A 19,430-nucleotide genomic window follows, 5' to 3' on the forward strand; every position below is an offset into this window, starting at 1 on the left:
ATTGAGGTAAAAAACAGCGTTTCATTCACCGAATGGATCAGGCACAATGCCCGGCCATCGGGTTTTCTACCTCTCAGCATTTATCGCGGGTAGTTAACGCCGGTGATTCTGGTTAACAAAAGCGGTGCAATATGCAAGTTTTTATCATGCGTCACGGCGACGCGGCACTCGATGCCGCCAGTGACTCAGTACGTCCTTTGACCGTGTGTGGCTGCGACGAATCTCGTCAGATGGCGACCTGGCTTAAAGGTCAAAAAGTGGACATCGAACGTGTTCTGGTGAGTCCGTTCCTGCGTGCTGAACAGACGCTGGAGGTGGTAGGGGAGTGCATGAACCTGCCGGCCAGCGTGGATGTTCTTCCTGAACTCACCCCCTGTGGCGATGTAGGCCTTGTCAGTGCCTATCTTCAGGCGCTGTGCAATGAAGGTGTTGCGTCCGCGCTGGTCATTTCCCACCTGCCACTGGTTGGCTATCTGGTATCTGAGCTGTGCCCGGGCGAAACGCCGCCGATGTTCACGACATCCGCCATTGCCAATGTGTCTCTGGACGAAACGGGTAAAGGTGTCTTTAACTGGCAAATGAGTCCGTGCAACCTGAGGATGGCAAAAGCCATCTGACGTGACGTGTGATTGTGCGGGGGCGCAAAACAGGCCTCCCGCCGTCCTGTCAGGGTAATTCTGGCGGCTGCCACTCTTCCACTTCAATCAACACCAGCAATGCGGCATCTCCGCCGTACTCTTTGGGTGCCTGATGAAACGCCATCACGTGTGGATGCTGAGCCAGCCACAGCGGCGTCTGTTGCTTGAGGATATGCTTACCGTGGCCGTGCATCACGCAGGCGCAAAAAACATGTTCGCGGCGACAGGCGGCGATCAATGCCCCCAGCTCCTGTTTTGCCTGCATCTGCGTTAAACCATGCAGATCGAGAAACAGCTCCGGCGAATAATCTCCGCGACGTAACTTTTTCAGTTCAAAATGGCTGACGTCTTCGCGCACGTACTTCACCGCACCCTGCGTATTGAGCAGCGGCTGAAATTCATCTGAAAAATAGTGGCTGTTATCCGCCTGCTCCTGCAGCAGCCGTTTGACCGGGACTTCGCTGATTTTTTTACGCTGCGGGCGATGAACGATGGTGTCCTGCGCGATTTTCCGCGTCCCGGTCATTAGCTGGCGGAAGAGCGCCTGATCCTCCTCGCTGAGCGATGTTTTCTTTTTCATTCGTCATTCTCATCTCGTATTTCCGATAGTGTACCCGACTAAACGCATTTTTTAACCTCAAGCGGTACGCGTCATTGCTGATTTATCGCCGTCTTCATGGCAAACTAGCCGCCGAAAATTATGCGAGCATGCCCTGGAGGAAAGAGTGGATAAAATATTTGTCGATGAAGCAGTAAACGAGCTGCATACCATACAGGACATGTTGCGCTGGTCGGTTAGCCGCTTCAGCGCCGCCAATATCTGGTACGGACACGGTACCGACAACCCGTGGGATGAGGCCGTACAGCTGGTGCTGCCGTCACTCTATCTGCCGCTGGATATTCCGGAAGACATGCGCACCGCGCGCCTGACCTCCAGCGAAAAACACCGCATCGTTGAGCGCGTGATCCGCCGCGTCAACGAACGCATCCCGGTCGCCTACCTGACCAACAAAGCCTGGTTCTGCGGCCACGAGTTCTATGTCGATGAACGCGTGCTGGTGCCGCGCTCGCCGATTGGTGAGCTGATTAACAACCACTTTGAAGGTCTGATCGGCCATCAGCCGCAGCACATCCTGGATATGTGTACCGGCAGCGGCTGTATCGCCATTGCCTGCGCTTACGCCTTCCCGGAAGCGGAAGTCGATGCCGTCGATATCTCCACCGATGCGCTGGCCGTGACCGAGCACAACATTGAAGAGCACGGATTGATCCATCACGTCACGCCAATTCGCTCCGATCTGTTCCGCGATCTGCCGACGCTGCAGTACGATCTGATCGTTACCAACCCGCCGTACGTTGATGCGGAAGACATGTCCGATCTGCCGAACGAATACCGTCACGAGCCGGAGCTGGGTCTGGCATCGGGCTCTGACGGCCTGAAGCTGACCCGCCGCATTCTGGCCTGCGCGCCGGATTATCTGACCGACGACGGCGTTCTGATTTGTGAAGTGGGCAACAGCATGGTACATCTGATAGAGCAGTACCCGGATGTGCCGTTCACCTGGCTTGAGTTCGACAACGGCGGTGACGGCGTCTTTATGCTGACCAAAGCGCAGCTGCTCGACGCGCGCGAACACTTCAGCATCTATAAAGATTAATCCAGCGGGCTTCGGCCCGTTTCACAACGCTCAAACACAAACAACAACATCGGAGCCGTGATGGCAGGAAACAGTATTGGACAGGTATTCCGCGTGACCACCTTTGGCGAGTCGCACGGGCTGGCGCTGGGCTGTATCGTTGATGGCGTACCGCCAGGCATCGAACTGACCGAAGCCGATTTGCAGCACGACCTCGACCGTCGTCGTCCGGGCACCTCTCGCTACACCACGCAGCGTCGCGAGCCGGACCAGGTCAAAATTCTCTCCGGCGTCTTTGAAGGACGCACTACAGGCACCAGCATTGGTCTGCTGATTGAAAACACCGATCAGCGCTCCCAGGACTACGGCGCCATCAAGGACGTGTTCCGTCCGGGCCATGCCGACTATACCTACGAACAAAAGTACGGCTTCCGCGACTATCGCGGCGGTGGACGTTCTTCCGCGCGTGAAACCGCGATGCGCGTGGCGGCTGGTGCCATTGCCAAAAAATACCTGCAGCAGAAATTTGGCATCGTTATCCGCGGCTGTCTGACCCAGATGGGCGACATTCCGCTGGCGATCAAAGACTGGGATCTGGTCGAGCAAAACCCGTTCTTCTGTGCCGATGCCGACAAGCTGGACGCGCTGGACGAACTGATGCGGGGCCTGAAAAAAGAGGGCGACTCCATCGGGGCGAAAGTGACCGTGGTGGCCGACGGCGTCCCGCCAGGCTGGGGCGAGCCGGTATTTGACCGTCTCGACGCTGACATCGCCCACGCGCTGATGAGCATCAACGCGGTGAAGGGCGTTGAGATTGGCGACGGTTTTGATGTGGTATCTCTGCGCGGCAGCCAGAACCGTGACGAGATCACGAAGGCGGGCTTCCAGAGCAACCACGCGGGCGGCATTCTGGGCGGTATCAGCAGCGGGCAGCAGATTATTGCCAACATCGCGCTGAAGCCAACCTCCAGCATTACCGTGCCGGGCCACACGATTAACCGCGATGGCGAAGAAGTTGAGATGATCACCAAAGGACGTCACGATCCGTGCGTGGGGATCCGCGCGGTGCCGATCGCAGAGGCGATGCTGGCGATCGTGCTGATGGATCACTTCCTGCGCCAGCGCGCGCAGAATGCGGATGTGACGACCACCATTCCACGCTGGTAAACATGAAAAAAACCGCAATTGCTCTGCTGGCACTGTTGGTCAGTGGAGCCAGTCTGGCCGCGACGCCATGGCAAAAAATCACCCACCCGGTGGCAGGAAGCGCGCAGTCTATTGGCGCCTTCTCTAACGGGTGTATTGTCGGCGCGCAGGAACTTCCGCTGCAATCAGACACCTATCAGGTGATGCGTACCGACCAGCGTCGCTACTTTGGCCACCCGGATCTGGTGCTGTTTATTCAGCGTCTTGGCAACCAGGTGCATAACCTGGGGCTGGGCACGATGCTGATCGGTGATATGGGGATGCCTGCAGGCGGGCGTTTTAACGGTGGACACGCCAGTCATCAGACCGGGCTGGATGTGGATATCTTCCTGCAGCTGCCGAAAGCGCGCTGGACGTCTGCCCAGCTTCTGAAGCCGCAGGCGCTGGATCTGGTGGCGAGCGACGGCAAGCGCGTTGTGCCGTCCGTGTGGACGCGGGAGGTCTCCAGCATGATCAAGCTGGCGGCAGAAGATAACGACGTCACGCGGATTTTCGTCAACCCGGCCATCAAGCAGCAGCTCTGCCTGGATGCCGGAACGGACCGCGACTGGCTGCGCAAAGTGCGCCCGTGGTTCCAGCATCGCGCGCACATGCACGTTCGCCTGCGCTGCCCGGCGAACAGCCTCGAATGTGAAGATCAGCCGCTCCCGCCGCCAGGCGATGGCTGCGGTGCGGAACTGCAAAGCTGGTTTGAACCGGCAAAACCTGGAACCTCTAAGCCTGAGAAGAAGACACCGCCTCCGTTGCCGCCTTCCTGCCAGGCGCTACTGGATGAGCATGTACTTTAATGGATAATTTCGTCGATCTGTTTATGGTGTCACCGCTGCTGCTGGTGGTGCTGTTCTTCGTGGCCATGCTGGCCGGTTTTATTGATGCCCTTGCGGGCGGCGGCGGGTTATTAACCGTACCCGCGCTGCTGGCGGCGGGCATGAGCCCGGCGCAGGCGCTTGCCACCAACAAGCTGCAGGCCTGCGGCGGCTCGCTCTCGGCGTCGCTCTATTTTATCCGCCGCAAGGTGGTGAGCCTGGCCGACCAGAAGCTCAATATCCTGATGACCTTTATCGGTTCCACGTCGGGCGCGCTGCTGGTTCAGCACGTGCAGTCGGATATTTTGCGCCAGATCCTGCCGGTTCTGGTCATCTGCATCGGGCTTTATTTCCTGCTGATGCCGAAGCTCGGCGAGGAAGACCGCCAGCGTCGTCTGCACGGTCTGCCGTTTGCCCTGATTGCCGGTGGCTGCGTCGGTTTTTACGACGGTTTCTTCGGCCCGGGGGCAGGCTCGTTTTACGCGCTGGCGTTCGTGACGCTGGCCGGGTTTAACCTCGCCAAGTCGACCGCTCATGCCAAAGTGCTCAACGCGACGTCGAACCTCGGCGGCCTGCTGCTGTTTATCATTGGCGGCAAGGTCATCTGGGCAACCGGATTCGTCATGATGGCAGGGCAGTTCCTGGGCGCACGCGCGGGTTCGCGTCTGGTATTAAGCAAAGGACAAAAGCTGATTCGACCGATGATCGTCATCGTCTCGGCCGTAATGAGCGCCAAACTTCTTTATGACAGCCATGGACAGGAGATCCTCACCTGGTTGGGGATGCATTAATGAACAGTACGCATAAATACGAACAGCTGATTGAGATTTTTGACGGCTGTTTTGCTGACGATTTTAATACCCGTCTGATTAAAGGCGACGACGAACCGATCTATCTTCCTGCTGATGCAGAGGTTCCGTATAACCGCATCGTCTTTGCGCACGGCTTTTACGCCAGCGGTTTGCACGAAATTTCGCACTGGTGCATCGCCGGAAAAGTGCGTCGCGAGCTGGTGGACTTTGGTTACTGGTACTGCCCGGACGGGCGTGACGCCGCAACGCAGGGCCAGTTTGAGGATGTGGAAGTGAAGCCGCAGGCGCTGGAATGGCTATTCTGCGTCGCGGCGGGTTTCCCGTTCAACGTGAGCTGTGACAACCTCGAAGGCGACTTCGAGCCAGACCGTATCGTCTTCCAGCGCCGCGTGCATGCGCAGGTGATGGACTATCTTGAGAAAGGCATCCCGGAACGTCCGGCGCGCCTGATTGAGGCCTTACAGAATTATTACCACACGCCGGTGATCACGGCGGAATGCTTCCCTTGGCCGGAAGATCTTTAACAGAGGAAAGAAGATGATCGCAGAATTTGAATCACGCATTCTGGCGTTAATTGATGACATGGTGGAACACGCCAGCGATGATGAGCTGTTCGCCAGCGGTTATCTGCGTGGTCACCTGACGCTCGCGGTAGCTGAGCTGGAAGCAGGTGACGATCACTCTGCCGACGCTGTTCATGAGGAAGTGACCCGCAGTCTGGAGAAAGCCATTCAGGCCGGGGAACTTTCTCCGCGCGACCAGTCTCTGGTGCTGGGCATGTGGGACAATTTATTCCAGCAGGCTAAACGCTAAGCCGCCGCCTTCTCTTCCCTCTCCCTGTGGGAGAGGGTTAGGGTGAGGGCACCAGGCCGCACCTTACTTAACCTTCTTCCCCTTCAGCAATTTCCGCACCCACAAACGATTCGGATTCAGCCCCGCAAGCGTGACCCTGTCCAGCGGAATCGGCTCGTCGCTCATCTGCGCGGCTAACACTTCAGCCAGCAGCGGGGCAGAGCACAGCCCGCGGGAACCCAGCCCGCCCAGCATAAACAGCTCCGGATGAACCGGTGAGACCACAGCCGTCTCCTTGTGTTCAGCCAGATCCTGATACGCCTCAAGCGTTGCCTCATAGTCCGGCACATTTCCCGCCATGGGTAGATGATCGCGGGTGGCGCAGCGTACGCCGCAGCGCGCTTCGCCCTCGCTGACGTCAACCTCTCTCGCCCACGCCGCATCCGGGAAACAGTCAATCAGGCGCTGGTGGTTCTGCAACTGATCCGCCTCGCTGTAGCGCATCTCCGTTTCGCCACGATGATAGCTGGCCCCGATGCAGTGATGGCCATTAGAGGGATTTTGCGGCGTCAGATAGCCGTCATAGCACAGCACCTGACGCAGTTTGCCGAGCGCAGGCGCGGTCGGGATATGGCTCACCTGGCCGCCGACCGGATAAACCGGCAACGTCGCTGTCTGAATAAACTGGCTGATGTGATGCCCGTTGGCCAGCACAACGCTGGCATGGCTCGCCTCCCTGCCATCAGCGAAACGCAGATCCCAGCGTTCTGTCCGGGTGAGCGATGCCACCTTGTGGCCATACTGCACCGTCAGCCCGCGCGACTGCGCCAGGGCAATGACCGCCGCGGTCAGTTCAGCCGGGCACAGCCAGCCGCCGAGCGGATATTGAATGCCCCCGCACCCGGTTTCCACGCCAGCGGTGTCTTCCACCTCTTGCGCGCTCACCGCGCGGGCAATCTCTTCGGGCAGGCCCAGAGAGAGCATCTGCGCGATCTTCTGCTGGCTCTTTTCATCCCAGCCAAGCTGCGTGACGCCGCACCAGTCATGGTCGAACGCCACCGGAAGCGCGTCATACAGGCGACGGGCGAAGGTAAACGCTGCCGGGAAAAACTGGAACAGGGCCGGGTCGTGCGCGCTTAAAAGCGGATAGAGCGCCCCCTGACGGTTGCCGGACGCGCCGCTGGCGGGCGCGTCGTCAGCGCAGTAGAGCGTGACCTGCCAGCCACGCTGCAGAAGCGCGAGCGAGAGCAGGGCGCTGGCGATCCCGCCGCCAACGATCGCCACGTCGCGCGATGCGCTGGCGCGGCGTGCAAACCAGAGCGTCTGAGCGGGGATGTCCAGCGTCTGCTCCATCCTGCCGACCAGCATGTCGCGCTTGCGGCCAAAGCCTTTGGTCTTCTGCATGGTAAAGCCCGCCTCCTGCAGCCCACGGCGGACAAAGCCCGCCGAGGTGAAGGTGGCAAGCGTTGCCCCAGGGCGCGCCAGCCGCGCCATCGCGTTAAACAGATGCTGGCTCCACATGTCCGGGTTTTTGGCAGGGGCAAAACCGTCCAGGAACCACGCGTCGACCTTCTGATTCATCGAATCATCGAGCCTGTCGGTCAGGTCGTTGATGTCGCCGAGCCATAAGTCCAGCGTGACGCGTCCACCGTCCAGCATCAGACGATGACAGCCGCCGATGTGGGGCGGCCACTGCGCCTGAAGCTGCTCCGCCCAGGGCGCAAGCTCCGGCCAGCGCTGGTGGGCAAGCCGCAGATCGTGCGCGGTAAGCGGGAATTTTTCGAAACTGATGAAATGTAATCTTTGTAGCGTAGCCTCGGGGTGAGCAGCGTGGAACTGGTTAAACGCCTGCCAGAGGGTTAAAAAATTCAGCCCGGTACCGAATCCACTTTCCGCGACCACAAACAGGCTCCGCGGGTGCGCCGGGAAGCGGGTGCTGAGCTGGTTTCCGTCGAGGAAAACATAGCGAGTTTCTTCGAGTCCGTTATCATTAGAAAAATAGACATCATCAAAATCTCGGGAAACAGGTGTACCCTCAGCGTTGAATTCGAGGTTGGCGGGTTGTATAGCGTTTTGTTTCACGTAAGTTACTCGTCTGACAGGCAGTGGCACGATCTTAACGATGTGAGTCCATCGGTGCAAATTTCCGCAGAAAATGTCTGATCGGACTTGTTCGGCGTACAAGTGTACGCTATTGTGCGACTCGAAACTTACTATAGTGCGACTTACAGAGGTATTGAATGAAACGTGCAGTGATTACTGGCCTGGGCATTGTTTCCAGCATCGGTAATAACCAGCAGGAAGTCCTGGCATCTCTGCGTGAAGGACGCTCCGGGATCACTTTCTCTGAAGAGTTTAAAGATTCAGGTATGCGTAGCCACGTATGGGGTAACGTCAAACTGGACACCACCGGTTTGATTGACCGCAAAGTGGTTCGTTTCATGAACGATGCCTCTATTTATGCTTATCTCTCCATGCAGGAAGCGATCAAAGATTCTGGCCTGAGCGAAGAGGTTTATCAGAACAACCCGCGCGTGGGTCTGATCGCCGGTTCCGGCGGTTCATCTAAAGCGCAGGTATTTGGTGCTGACGCAATGCGTAGCCCGCGTGGTCTGAAAGCGGTAGGTCCGTACGTGGTGACTAAAGCCATGGGTTCTGCGGTTTCCGCATGCCTGGCGACCCCGTTCAAAATCCACGGTGTGAACTACTCCATCAGCTCTGCGTGTGCGACTTCCGCGCACTGCATCGGTAATGCTGTTGAGCAGATCCAGCTGGGTAAACAGGACATCGTATTTGCTGGCGGCGGCGAAGAGCTGGGCTGGGAAATGGCCTGCGAATTCGACGCGATGGGCGCACTGTCCACCAAGTACAATGAGACTCCGGACAAAGCTTCCCGTACCTACGATGCGCACCGTGACGGTTTCGTCATCGCGGGCGGCGGCGGTATGGTTGTGGTTGAAGAGCTGGAGCACGCCCTGGCACGTGGTGCGCACATCTATGCTGAGATCGTGGGCTACGGTGCAACGTCTGACGGCGCCGACATGGTTGCACCATCCGGCGAAGGCGCGGTGCGCTGCATGAAGATGGCGATGCACGGCGTTGACACCCCAATCGACTACCTGAACTCTCACGGTACCTCTACGCCGGTAGGCGACGTGAAAGAGCTGGGTGCGATCCGCGAAGTCTTCGGCGACAACAGCCCGGCGATCTCTGCGACCAAAGCCATGACCGGTCACTCTCTGGGTGCGGCTGGCGTTCAGGAAGCGATCTACTCTCTGCTGATGCTGGAAAACGGCTTTATCGCCCCAAGCATCAATATCGAAGAGATGGACGAGCAGGCTGCTGGCCTGAACATCGTGACCAAACCAACGGAAGCGACGCTGACTACTGTCATGTCCAACAGCTTCGGTTTCGGCGGCACCAACGCCACGCTGGTCATGCGTAAGCTGAAAGCATAAGTTTTATGTTTGATTCAGAAGGGGAGTCATAAGGCTCCCTTTTTTTATGCATTGACAAGCAGCTGATCTCACAGGCAAACTTCACCACTCAACATTATCCTCACGATAATGCGTAAGCGTTTAACGTCAACCAACGCACCTTAATCCTGATAATCAGGTAGAGGGGGCGTGGCATTTCCCCGCCTTACTCTTCATCTCGGAGTAAAGCATGACTGCAGTAACTCAAACAGAAACAACCCCTTCAGCGAACGTCTCGCTGTTCCGTATCGCCTTTGCGGTATTTCTGACCTATATGACCGTGGGCCTGCCGCTGCCGGTGATCCCGCTGTTCGTTCATCAGGAGCTGGGCTATGGCAACACCATGGTCGGCATTGCCGTGGGCATTCAGTTTTTAGCCACGGTGTTAACCCGCGGATACGCTGGACGACTGGCGGATCAGCACGGTGCCAAACGCTCGGCGCTGCAGGGGATGTTTGCCTGCGGGCTGGCGGGCGGCGCCTGGCTGCTGGCGGCTCTTCTGCCGGTTGATGCGGCGTATAAATTTGCGCTGCTGGTGCTGGGCCGTTTAATTCTTGGCTTCGGTGAAAGCCAGTTGCTGACCGGCACCCTGACCTGGGGTATGGGGCTGGTGGGGCCAGCACGTTCCGGCAAGGTGATGTCCTGGAACGGCATGGCCATCTACGGCGCGCTGGCCGCCGGTGCACCGCTTGGCCTGCTGATCAACAGCCAGTTTGGTTTTGCGGCGCTGGCTGCCACCACCATGGCGCTGCCGCTGGTGGCATGGGCGTTTAACGGCTCGGTGCGTAAGGTGCCCGCGCACAAAGGCGAGCGTCCTTCCCTGTGGAGTGTGGTCGGCCAAATCTGGCAGCCGGGCCTGGGCCTGGCGCTGCAGGGCGTGGGTTTTGCGGTCATAGGGACGTTCGTCTCGCTCTATTTTATGAGCCGCGGCTGGGCGATGGCCGGTTTTACGCTTACCGCGTTTGGCGGCGCGTTTGTGCTGATGCGCGTGCTTTTTGGCTGGATGCCGGATCGCTTCGGTGGCGTGAAGGTGGCGGTGGCGTCGCTGGTCATTGAAACCATCGGTCTTCTGCTGTTGTGGAATGCACCCGTGGCATCCGTGGCGCTGCTGGGGGCGGCGTTGACTGGCTGCGGCTGTTCTCTGATCTTCCCGGCGCTGGGCGTTGAAGTGGTGAAGCGCGTGGCCCCGCAGGTGCGCGGGACGGCGCTGGGTGGCTATGCGGCGTTTCAGGATATCTCATACGGCGTTACCGGGCCGCTGGCCGGGCTGTTAGCGACCTCGTTTGGTTATCCGTCCGTCTTCCTGGCCGGTGCGGTTTCCGCGGTGGTGGGGATCGTGGTGACGCTGGTGGCGTTTCGCAGAACGTGAGTCTTTGTTGCCGGGTGGCGGCTGCGCCTTACCCGGCCTACGGTTCGAGCCGTTGTAGGCCCGGTAAGCGCAGCGCCACTGGGCAAAATATCAGGCAACCAGCCAGAAAATCGCCAGCGCAATCAGCAGTGCAATAAACATCAATCCCGGACGCGCAGAGAGGGTTCTGAAGGTTTCCACGACCGGCGCAAACAGCGGGCTGTAGATCGGCTGAACATTTCTCACCTCCGGCACGCCGCCTTCACGTTCGGCGCGGCGAACGAAGATCTGGTTGAGTAGGTCCTGCACCTGCGCGGTAGTCAGTACCGTCTGCGGCGTGGCCTGCCAGTTTTGCTGGGCATAATCCCGAATCACCTCGAACTCGTGCGGTTCAAGCGGCTGTTTCAGCGCGGCCTGGACAGTATGCAGAGTCGGGGCGCTCTGGGTGCTGAGCGTCTGGCGTGCCTGGAGCCAGGTCACCAGATGGGTAAACTGTTTGGCCGGGATCAGCTCGCCCGCTTTCACGCCGGACAGCTCCAGCATGGATTGCCAGATGAGCTTCGTCGGCTCGCCGGTGGCCGCGGCCAGCTTGGTCACCATCTGCTTGAGCGTATTGTGCTCGGCGGGCAGCAGCGGACGCTCGGTCGCCGGGCGCACCTGTGGCTGCGGAATCGACAGCTCATTGTTCTGCAGCAGCGTCAGCACGGTTTTGAGCTGATCGGGCGTCAGCTGGCCCAGCGCGGTCTGACCATACTGCTGGCGAATAAAATCACTCACCGCCTGGCGGTTATTTCCCTGGCCCAGCAGCTCCGTCAGCTGAGAAACAATCTGGCGCGTGGTGTGGTTCTGCTGCGCGGTCGTAATACGCTGGTTCAGATTTTGCTCGGCAGCGGGGAAATGACGCGACTGCAGCGGTGCGTCGTTCCTCACGCCTAAATCATGCTTCACCCCGGCCCAGACTTCCGCGTTTTGCTGCGAAGTCAGCGCAATCAGGCGCGTGATCAGTCGCTCCAGCACGGTGCGCTGTTGCGTGGATAGCGGTTGTTCACCGGCAACGTTTGGCGTGACAGGGCCTTCACCCGGAGGGCGTGGCGGCGTACCTGAAATGGGCTGCATCGTCAAAAATCCTTAAAGTCAAAACTCAGCGTAAACCTGGCAGACGTATATGCCTGGCGGCCAGATTATGGCACACTTGGCAGGTTTTCTTCCTCTCAAACAGGTACTCAGACGTGAAAATCCTCGTTGATGAAAATATGCCTTACGCCCGTGAGCTGTTTAGCCGCCTGGGTAACGTTAAGGCTGTTCCTGGTCGCCCAATCCCGGTCAACGAACTGGACGACGCCGACGCCCTGATGGTGCGCTCGGTGACCAAAGTAAATGAGGCGTTGCTCGCCGGTAAGGCGGTTAAGTTCGTTGGGACCGCAACGGCAGGGACCGATCATGTGGATGATAAATGGCTGAAGCAGGCCGGAATCGGTTTCTCCGCCGCTCCGGGCTGTAACGCGATTGCCGTCGTGGAATACGTTTTCTCCTCGCTGCTGATGCTGGCCGAGCGCGACGGATTTGCGCTGAAAGACCGCACCGTGGGGATTGTCGGCGTGGGTAACGTCGGCGGGCGCCTGCAAAAGCGCCTGGAAGCGTTAGGGATCCGTACGCTGCTGTGCGATCCGCCGCGCAAAGACAACGGCGATGACGGGGATTTCCGCTCGCTGGACGAGCTGGTTGAACAGTGTGACGTGCTGACGTTCCACACGCCGCTGTTTAAAGAGGGGCCGTATAAGTCGCTGCATCTTGCCGATGAGGCGCTCATTCGCCGTCTGAAGGCTGGCGCTATTCTGATAAATGCCTGTCGTGGTCCGGTAGTCGATAACGCCGCGCTGCTGAGGTGTCTGAACGAAGGACAAGATCTCAGCGTGGTGCTGGACGTCTGGGAGCCGGAGCCGGACCTCAACGTTGAGTTGCTTAACAAGGTGGACGTGGGCACCGCACATATCGCCGGTTATACCCTCGAAGGGAAAGCCCGCGGCACGACGCAGGTCTTCGAGGCCTACAGCGCCTTTATCGGTCATCCGCAGCAGGTGGCGCTGGATACCTTACTCCCCGCGCCTGAATTTGGCCGCATTACCCTTCACGGCCCGCTCGATCAGGCAACGCTGAAAAGGCTGGTGCATTTGGTGTATGATGTGCGCCGCGATGATGCGCTGCTGCGTAAAGTGGCGGGGATCCCGGGTGAGTTTGATAAGCTGCGCAAGCACTACGTTGAGCGCCGCGAGTGGTCTTCCCTGTATGTCATGTGCGACGACGCGTCGGCGGCGACGCTGCTGCACAAGCTGGGGTTTAACGCCATTCATCACCCGGCGCATTAATGTCTTCTTAATGCTCCCTGTCGGATACTCCGACAGGGACGCTTTTTTATTTCTGGAGTAAACCACCATGTCTGAAGGCTGGAACATTGCCATTTTAGGTGCCACGGGTGCCGTGGGCGAAGCCCTGCTCGAAACGCTTGCTGAGCGTCAGTTCCCGGTGGGCGATATCTATGCGCTGGCGCGAACGGATAGCGCGGGTGAGCATCTGCGTTTTAACAGTAAATCCGTCATGGTTCAGGATGCGGCGGCGTTCGACTGGACGCAGGCGCAGCTGGCGTTTTTCGCCGCAGGCGCTGAAGCCACTGCGGCGTACGTTGAAGAGGCGACCAACGCAGGCTGCCTGGTCATCGACCTGAGCGGCCTGTTCTCCATGGAGCCGGATGTGCCGCTGGTGGTGCCGGACGTGAACCCGTTTGTGCTGGCTGATTACCGCAACCGTAACGTCATTGCGGTACCGAACAGCCTGACCAGCCAGCTGCTGACCGCCCTGAAACCGCTGATCGACGACGGCGGCCTGTCGCGCATTACCGTCACCAGCCTGCTGTCCGCGTCCGCAAACGGCAAAAAGGCCGTTGACGCGCTGGCCGGGCAGAGCGCGAAGCTGCTGAACGGCATTCCGATTGACGAAGATGATTTCTTTGGCCGCCAGTTGGCGTTCAACATGCTGCCGCTGCTGCCGGACCGCGAGGGTTCCGTGCGCGAAGAGCGTCGTATCGTTGATGAGGTACGTAAAATTCTGCAGGACGATGGCCTGATGATCTCCGCAAGCGTCGTGCAGTCCCCGGTCTTCTACGGCCACGCGCAGATGGTCGGCTTTGAAGCGCTGCGTCCGCTGGCGGCAGAAGAGGCGCGCGATGCGTTTGGCCGCGGGGAAGACATCGTCCTCTCTGAAGAGAGCGAGTTCCCGACCCAGGTGGGCGATGCCACCGGCAGCGCGCATCTTTCCGTTGGCTGCGTGCGTAACGACTACGGTATGCCGGAGCAGGTCCAGTTCTGGTCCGTTGCCGACAACGTTCGTTTCGGCGGCGCGCTGATGGCGGTCAAGATCGCTGAAAAACTGGTGCAGGAGTACCTGTACTGATGTCAGACGTGGAACAAAAGCCGGTTCATAAAATTGCCCTCGGTATTGAGTACGATGGCAGTAAATATTATGGCTGGCAGCGTCAGAATGAGGTGCGCAGCGTCCAGGAAAAGCTGGAGAAAGCGCTCTCTCAGGTGGCAAACGAGCCGATTAACGTCCTGTGTGCAGGCCGTACGGATGCGGGCGTTCACGGCACGGGGCAGGTGGTGCACTTTGAAACCACCGCCGTGCGTAAGGATGCCGCCTGGACGCTGGGGGTAAATGCGAATTTGCCTGGTGACATTGCGGTGCGCTGGGTGAAAGCTGTGCCGGATGATTTTCACGCGCGTTTCAGCGCCACGGCGCGCCGTTACCGCTACGTCATCTACAATCAGCGTCTGCGTCCGGCGGTGTTAAGCCAGGGCGTGACGCATTTTTATGAACCGCTTGATGCTGAACGTATGCATCGCGCGGCGCAGTGTCTGATTGGGGAGAATGACTTTACCTCGTTTCGTGCGGTGCAGTGTCAGTCCCGCACGCCGTGGCGTAACGTCATGCACATCAACGTCAGCCGTTTTGGCGCGTATGTGGTGGTGGATATCAAAGCCAATGCCTTTGTACATCATATGGTGCGGAATATTGTGGGCAGCCTGATGGAAGTGGGTGCCGGACACCAGCCGGAGAGCTGGATTGCAGACCTGCTGGCAGCGAAGGACAGAACGCTTGCGGCAGCCACGGCGAAAGCGGAAGGGTTGTATCTGGTCTCGGTAGACTATCCGGATCGGTTTGACCTGCCGAAACCGCCAATGGGTCCGCTGTTTTTAGCGGACTAAACAAAGGTGCAATTAGGGCTTAGACAATATGGACGTAATTCGTTTTATAATTGATTTCATCCTGCATATTGATGTTCACCTGGCGGAGCTGGTCGCGCAGTATGGCGTCTGGGTTTACGCTATTCTGTTCCTCATCCTGTTCTGTGAAACCGGGCTGGTTGTCACGCCGTTCCTGCCGGGGGATTCCCTGCTGTTCGTTGCCGGAGCGTTATCGGCGCTGCCCACCAACGATCTGAACGTGCATCTTATGGTGGTGCTGATGGTGATTGCCGCCATCGTCGGTGATGCGGTCAACTACACGATTGGACGCGTATTCGGTGAGCGGCTGTTCAGTAATCCGGATTCAAAAATTTTCCGTCGCAGCTATTTAGACAAAACCCATGCGTTTTATGAACGCCATGGCGGAAAAACCATTATCCTTGCGCGCTTTGTGCCTATTGTGCGCACATTTGCACCGTTTGTGGCGGGAATGGGGCATATGTCCTATCGTCATTTTGCCATGTATAACGTCGTGGGGGCGCTGTTGTGGGTGCTGCTGTTTACCTATGCAGGCTACCTGTTTGGCGATCTCCCGGTGGTTCAGGAAAACCTTAAGTTACTGATTGTAGCGATTATTGTGCTTTCCGTACTGCCGGGTGTTATCGAAATCATTCGTCACAAACGTGCGGCGGCAAAGCAAGCGAAGTAAATGCACACTGGCGGTTCGACCACTTTTTTATCCAAAGTTTCGGGCTGTTATGTTTTAATGTGCAACATTCATGGTCTGTTGGAGGCAAAAATGGCATTATTCGCCTCTTATAGCAAAACTGGCATACGACCAGGTTCAGGCAGAAAGGTTATCAATGAGCTGGATTGAACGAATTAAAAGCAACATTACCCCAACGCGTAAAGCGAGCATTCCTGAAGGGGTATGGACGAAGTGTGATAGCTGCGGCCAGGTTCTGTATCGCGCAGAGCTGGAGCGCAACCTTGAGGTGTGTCCGAAGTGTGACCACCATATGCGTATGTCGGCGCGCAACCGCCTGCATAGCCTGCTGGACGAAGGTTCTCTGGTAGAACTGGGCAGCGAGCTTGAGCCAAAAGACGTGCTGAAGTTCCGCGATTCCAAAAAATATAAAGATCGTCTGGCCTCTGCACAGAAAGAGACCGGCGAGAAAGACGCGCTGGTCGTCATGAAAGGCACCCTGCACGGGATGCCGGCTGTTGCCGCTGCGTTTGAGTTCTCCTTTATGGGCGGCTCAATGGGCTCCGTGGTCGGTGCGCGCTTCGTGCGTGCCGTTGAGCAGGCGCTGGAAGACAACTGTCCGCTGATCTGCTTCTCTGCCTCCGGCGGTGCGCGCATGCAGGAAGCGCTGATGTCGCTGATGCAGATGGCAAAAACCTCTGCAGCTCTGGCGAAGATGCAGGAGCGCGGTCTGCCGTATATCTCCGTGCTGACCGACCCAACCATGGGCGGCGTCTCCGCGAGCTTCGCGATGCTGGGCGATCTGAACATCGCTGAGCCAAAAGCGCTGATCGGCTTTGCGGGTCCTCGCGTTATCGAGCAGACCGTTCGTGAAAAACTGCCGCCGGGCTTCCAGCGCAGTGAGTTCCTCATCGAGAAAGGCGCCATCGACATGATTGTCCGCCGTCCGGAAATGCGCCTGAAGCTGGCGAGCATCCTGGCGAAGCTGATGAATCTGCCAGCGCCGAACCCGGATGAACCGCGCGAAGGCGTGGTGGTACCGGATCAGGAACCCGAGGCCTGATAACTGAAAAGGGCAGGGCCGGTTGGCGCTGCCCTTTTGCTTTCTAATCTGTTAATGACAACCGGGCATTATGGAAAATAAAAGCATTCCCCAAGCCACGTCGCCCCTGGCCGCGTGGCTTTCTTATCTGGAAAACCTGCACAGTAAAACCATCGATATGGGGCTTGAACGCGTAAGCGAGGTTGCGGCGCGTCTTGACGTGCTCAAACCGGCGCCTTTCGTGTTCACCGTCGCGGGAACCAACGGCAAAGGCACGACCTGCCGTACGCTGGAATCCGTCCTGATGGCGGCGGGTTACAGGGTTGGCGTTTACAGCTCTCCACACCTGGTACGCTACACCGAGCGGGTTCGCGTACAGAACCGCGAGCTGCCGGAATCCGCGCATACGGCGTCGTTTGCTGAAATTGAAGCCGCGCGCGGAGAGATCTCATTAACCTATTTTGAATACGGTACCCTATCGGCCCTGTGGCTGTTTAAACAGGCGCAGCTGGATGTGGTGATCCTTGAGGTCGGTCTCGGCGGACGTCTTGATGCGACCAATATCGTGGATGCGGACGTGGCGGTGGTGACTTCCATCGCGCTGGATCATGTCGACTGGCTGGGGCCCGATCGTGAAAGTATCGGCCGTGAGAAGTCCGGTATTTTCCGGGCAAATAAGCCCGCGGTGGTTGGCGAGCCGGATATGCCGCATACCATTGCTGACGTGGCGAAGGAGAAGGGCGCGCAGCTGCTGCGCCGCGGTGTTGACTGGCAGTATGAGGTTCAGGACAACGGCTGGCGCTTTAGCGATGCGCAGGGCGCGCTCGACAACCTGCCGCTGCCCCAGGTGCCGCAGCCAAACGCAGCCACCGCGCTGGCGGCACTGCGCGCCAGCGGCCTCGTGGTCAGCGAACAGGCGATCCGCGAGGGCATTCAAAATGCGATTCTGCCCGGACGTTTCCAGATTGTGAGCGAGTCACCGCGCCTGATCCTGGATGTGGCGCACAACCCCCACGCGGCGGCGTATCTCGCGGGACGTCTCAAATCGTTACCAAAAACCGGGCGCGTGCTGGCGGTTATCGGTATGCTTCATGATAAAGATATCGGCGGGACGCTGGCCTGCATGGAGAGTGTGGTCGATAGCTGGTATTGTGCTCCTCTGGAGGGGCCGCGCGGCGCGACGGCTGAGCAGCTGATGGAACATCTCGGCAAAGGCGCAATCTACAGTAGCGTGGCGCAGGCCTGGCATGCCGCGATGGCGGATGCTAAACCAGAAGATACCGTGCTGGTGTGTGGTTCATTCCACACGGTGGCACATGTCATGGAAGTGATGGACGCGGGGAGAACCGGTGGCGAGTAAGTTTCAGAACCGTTTAACAGGAACCATTGTGCTGGTCGCGCTCGGGGTGATTATTCTTCCCGGGCTGCTCGACGGGCAGAAAAAGCATTATCAGGATGAGTTTGCCGCGATTCCGCTGGTGCCGAAACCGGGTGACCGCGATGAGCCGGATATGCTGCCCGCGGCGACGCAGGCGCTGCCTGCTCAGCCACCGGAAGGCGCGGCGGAAGAGGTGCGCGCGGGTGATGCCGCCGCACCGTCGCTCGACCCGTCTCGCCTGGCGGCCACGAGCAACAGCGATATCGATCCTGTGCCGGTCGAGCAGCCTAAACCGGTTGAAAAACCGAAGCCGGTTGAGAAGCCGCAGCCGAAACCGCAGCGCGATAAAGCGGCAGAACAGCTCGCCGCGGCGTCAGAGACGCCTCCGCCAGCAAAACCGACGCAGCAGGACGCTGCTGCCCCAACGGGTAAAGCCTACGTGGTGCAGCTCGGTGCGCTGAAAAATGCCGATAAAGTCAACGAGGTCGTAAGCAAACTGCGCAGTGCGGGATATCGTGTTTACACTTCACCTTCCACGCCGGTGCAGGGTAAAATTACGCGTATCCTCGTGGGGCCAGAAGCGTCTAAAGACAAACTGAAAGGGTCGCTGGGTGAGCTGAAGCAGATCTCCGGCCTGAGCGGTGTGGTGATGGGCTACAGCGCAAACTAAGTACGACCTGCTCCTTTAAGAGAGAGGCGATAAGCCACGGCGTTGAACATTTTTTCAGCGCCTTTTTTATTTACGCGCGGGAAGGAAATCCCTACGCAAACGTTTTCTTTTTCTGTTAGAATTCGCCCCGAACTGGATGACAGGGCGTTAAATCGTGGGACACATATGGTCTGGATTGATTACGCCATCATTGCGGTGATTGGTTTTTCCTGTCTGGTTAGCCTGATCCGTGGCTTTGTTCGTGAAGCGTTATCGCTGGTGACCTGGGGTTGTGCTTTCTTTGTCGCCAGTCATTACTACACTTACCTGTCTGTCTGGTTCACGGGCTTTGAAGATGAACTGGTCCGAAATGGAATCGCTATCGCGGTGCTGTTTATCGCAACGTTGATTGTCGGCGCTATCGTGAATTACGTGATAGGTCAGCTGGTCGAGAAAACCGGTCTGTCAGGAACGGACAGGGTGCTCGGGATCTGTTTCGGGGCATTACGAGGCGTGCTGATTGTGGCCGCGATCCTGTTCTTCCTGGATACCTTCACCGGGTTCTCCAAAAGTGAAGACTGGCAGAAATCGCAGCTCATTCCAGAGTTCAGCTTCATCATCAGATGGTTCTTTGACTATCTGCAAAGCTCGTCGAGTTTTTTGCCCAGGGCATAAACCCTGAGATGTGGCTTAACGAGGAAA

At 58.2% G+C, this 19,430-nt stretch carries 20 protein-coding genes; 17 read left to right on the forward strand and 3 right to left on the reverse strand.

All coding sequences use genetic code 11. From position 1 onward, the window contains the following. Positions 1–131: 131 nt before the first annotated feature. Complete coding sequence (sixA, locus tag ACMWJS_RS10465; RefSeq protein ID WP_032623034.1) at positions 132–617, forward strand: phosphohistidine phosphatase SixA; 486 nt, start codon at positions 132–134, stop codon at positions 615–617. A 49-nt stretch (positions 618–666) separates the two neighbouring features. On the opposite strand, the gene smrB is transcribed toward sixA, so the two are convergent. Next, complete coding sequence (smrB, locus tag ACMWJS_RS10470; protein ID WP_008502613.1) at positions 667–1,218, reverse strand: endonuclease SmrB; 552 nt, start codon at positions 1,216–1,218, stop codon at positions 667–669. Positions 1,219–1,363: 145 nt separating this feature from the next. On the opposite strand from smrB, the gene prmB reads away from it, so the two are divergent. Genes prmB through ACMWJS_RS10500 form a run of 6 tightly spaced genes read left to right on the forward strand, consistent with a single transcriptional unit; the run spans position 1,364 to position 5,912 of the window. Then, a complete protein-coding gene (gene prmB / locus ACMWJS_RS10475) occupies positions 1,364–2,296 on the forward strand; it encodes a 50S ribosomal protein L3 N(5)-glutamine methyltransferase (RefSeq protein ID WP_008502612.1) in 933 nt (310 codons plus the stop codon). A 60-nt stretch (positions 2,297–2,356) separates the two neighbouring features. Continuing rightward, on the forward strand, positions 2,357–3,442 hold the full coding sequence (gene aroC, locus ACMWJS_RS10480) for a chorismate synthase (RefSeq protein ID WP_045908745.1): 1,086 nt from the start codon (positions 2,357–2,359) through the stop codon (positions 3,440–3,442). A 2-nt stretch (positions 3,443–3,444) separates the two neighbouring features. Then, on the forward strand, positions 3,445–4,269 hold the full coding sequence (gene mepA / locus ACMWJS_RS10485) for a penicillin-insensitive murein endopeptidase (RefSeq protein WP_334755194.1): 825 nt from the start codon (positions 3,445–3,447) through the stop codon (positions 4,267–4,269). Next, the gene (locus ACMWJS_RS10490) at positions 4,269–5,078 is read left to right on the forward strand and encodes a sulfite exporter TauE/SafE family protein (RefSeq protein WP_045908744.1); all 810 of its coding nucleotides are present in this window, start codon (positions 4,269–4,271) and stop codon (positions 5,076–5,078) included. Before mepA ends, ACMWJS_RS10490 begins: the two co-directional genes overlap by 1 nt. Further along, complete coding sequence (locus ACMWJS_RS10495) at positions 5,078–5,623, forward strand: elongation factor P hydroxylase (protein WP_414747034.1); 546 nt, start codon at positions 5,078–5,080, stop codon at positions 5,621–5,623. The genes ACMWJS_RS10490 and ACMWJS_RS10495 overlap by 1 nt, the downstream gene beginning before the upstream one ends. 13 nt (positions 5,624–5,636) lie before the next feature. Continuing rightward, on the forward strand, positions 5,637–5,912 hold the full coding sequence (locus ACMWJS_RS10500) for a YfcL family protein (RefSeq protein ID WP_008502607.1): 276 nt from the start codon (positions 5,637–5,639) through the stop codon (positions 5,910–5,912). 63 nt (positions 5,913–5,975) lie between these two features. Here ACMWJS_RS10500 and mnmC read toward each other — a convergent pair whose 3' ends face one another. After that, positions 5,976–7,973 carry a bifunctional tRNA (5-methylaminomethyl-2-thiouridine)(34)-methyltransferase MnmD/FAD-dependent 5-carboxymethylaminomethyl-2-thiouridine(34) oxidoreductase MnmC gene (mnmC, locus tag ACMWJS_RS10505; RefSeq protein ID WP_414747035.1) on the reverse strand — a complete coding sequence of 666 codons (1,998 nt, stop codon included), beginning with the start codon at positions 7,971–7,973 and terminating at the stop codon, positions 5,976–5,978. A gap of 158 nt (positions 7,974–8,131) precedes the next feature. Between mnmC and fabB the strand changes: the two genes are divergently transcribed. Together fabB and ACMWJS_RS10515 are read left to right on the forward strand one after the other, a co-directional pair. Further along, entirely contained in the window at positions 8,132–9,349 is a 1,218-nt protein-coding gene (gene fabB, locus ACMWJS_RS10510) for a beta-ketoacyl-ACP synthase I (RefSeq protein ID WP_014832795.1), read from the forward strand. 208 nt (positions 9,350–9,557) lie between these two features. Beyond that, positions 9,558–10,736: an MFS transporter gene (locus ACMWJS_RS10515; RefSeq protein WP_039023974.1), complete on the forward strand. Its 1,179-nt coding sequence runs from the start codon at positions 9,558–9,560 to the stop codon at positions 10,734–10,736. A 90-nt stretch (positions 10,737–10,826) separates the two neighbouring features. On the opposite strand, the gene flk is transcribed toward ACMWJS_RS10515, so the two are convergent. Further along, positions 10,827–11,831, reverse strand: a complete 1,005-nt coding sequence (gene flk, locus ACMWJS_RS10520; RefSeq protein ID WP_063622179.1) for a flagella biosynthesis regulator Flk — start codon at positions 11,829–11,831, stop codon at positions 10,827–10,829. Between the two features lie 113 nt (positions 11,832–11,944). On the opposite strand from flk, the gene pdxB reads away from it, so the two are divergent. The 8 genes from pdxB (at position 11,945) to cvpA (ending at position 19,403) form a co-directional block, all read left to right on the forward strand. Beyond that, entirely contained in the window at positions 11,945–13,081 is a 1,137-nt protein-coding gene (gene pdxB / locus ACMWJS_RS10525; protein ID WP_414747036.1) for a 4-phosphoerythronate dehydrogenase PdxB, read from the forward strand. Between the two features lie 67 nt (positions 13,082–13,148). Beyond that, the gene (locus tag ACMWJS_RS10530; protein WP_032646629.1) at positions 13,149–14,162 is read left to right on the forward strand and encodes an aspartate-semialdehyde dehydrogenase; all 1,014 of its coding nucleotides are present in this window, start codon (positions 13,149–13,151) and stop codon (positions 14,160–14,162) included. Next, on the forward strand, positions 14,162–14,974 hold the full coding sequence (gene truA, locus ACMWJS_RS10535; protein WP_008502600.1) for a tRNA pseudouridine(38-40) synthase TruA: 813 nt from the start codon (positions 14,162–14,164) through the stop codon (positions 14,972–14,974). Before ACMWJS_RS10530 ends, truA begins: the two co-directional genes overlap by 1 nt. Positions 14,975–15,002: 28 nt before the next feature. Further along, on the forward strand, positions 15,003–15,662 hold the full coding sequence (locus ACMWJS_RS10540; RefSeq protein WP_069720438.1) for a DedA family protein: 660 nt from the start codon (positions 15,003–15,005) through the stop codon (positions 15,660–15,662). A 154-nt stretch (positions 15,663–15,816) separates the two neighbouring features. Then, positions 15,817–16,722, forward strand: a complete 906-nt coding sequence (gene accD, locus ACMWJS_RS10545; RefSeq protein WP_023312564.1) for an acetyl-CoA carboxylase, carboxyltransferase subunit beta — start codon at positions 15,817–15,819, stop codon at positions 16,720–16,722. 70 nt (positions 16,723–16,792) lie between these two features. Further along, positions 16,793–18,061: a bifunctional tetrahydrofolate synthase/dihydrofolate synthase gene (gene folC / locus ACMWJS_RS10550; protein ID WP_414747037.1), complete on the forward strand. Its 1,269-nt coding sequence runs from the start codon at positions 16,793–16,795 to the stop codon at positions 18,059–18,061. Further along, positions 18,051–18,749 carry a cell division protein DedD gene (gene dedD / locus ACMWJS_RS10555; RefSeq protein WP_045908737.1) on the forward strand — a complete coding sequence of 233 codons (699 nt, stop codon included), beginning with the start codon at positions 18,051–18,053 and terminating at the stop codon, positions 18,747–18,749. Before folC ends, dedD begins: the two co-directional genes overlap by 11 nt. A gap of 165 nt (positions 18,750–18,914) precedes the next feature. Next, on the forward strand, positions 18,915–19,403 hold the full coding sequence (cvpA, locus tag ACMWJS_RS10560; RefSeq protein WP_000262116.1) for a colicin V production protein: 489 nt from the start codon (positions 18,915–18,917) through the stop codon (positions 19,401–19,403). Positions 19,404–19,430: the final 27 nt, after the last annotated feature.

The organism is Enterobacter sp. HK-058-C-ECC (assembly GCF_047531125.1).
GTDB classification, from domain to species: Bacteria; Pseudomonadota; Gammaproteobacteria; order Enterobacterales; family Enterobacteriaceae; genus Enterobacter; species Enterobacter quasiroggenkampii.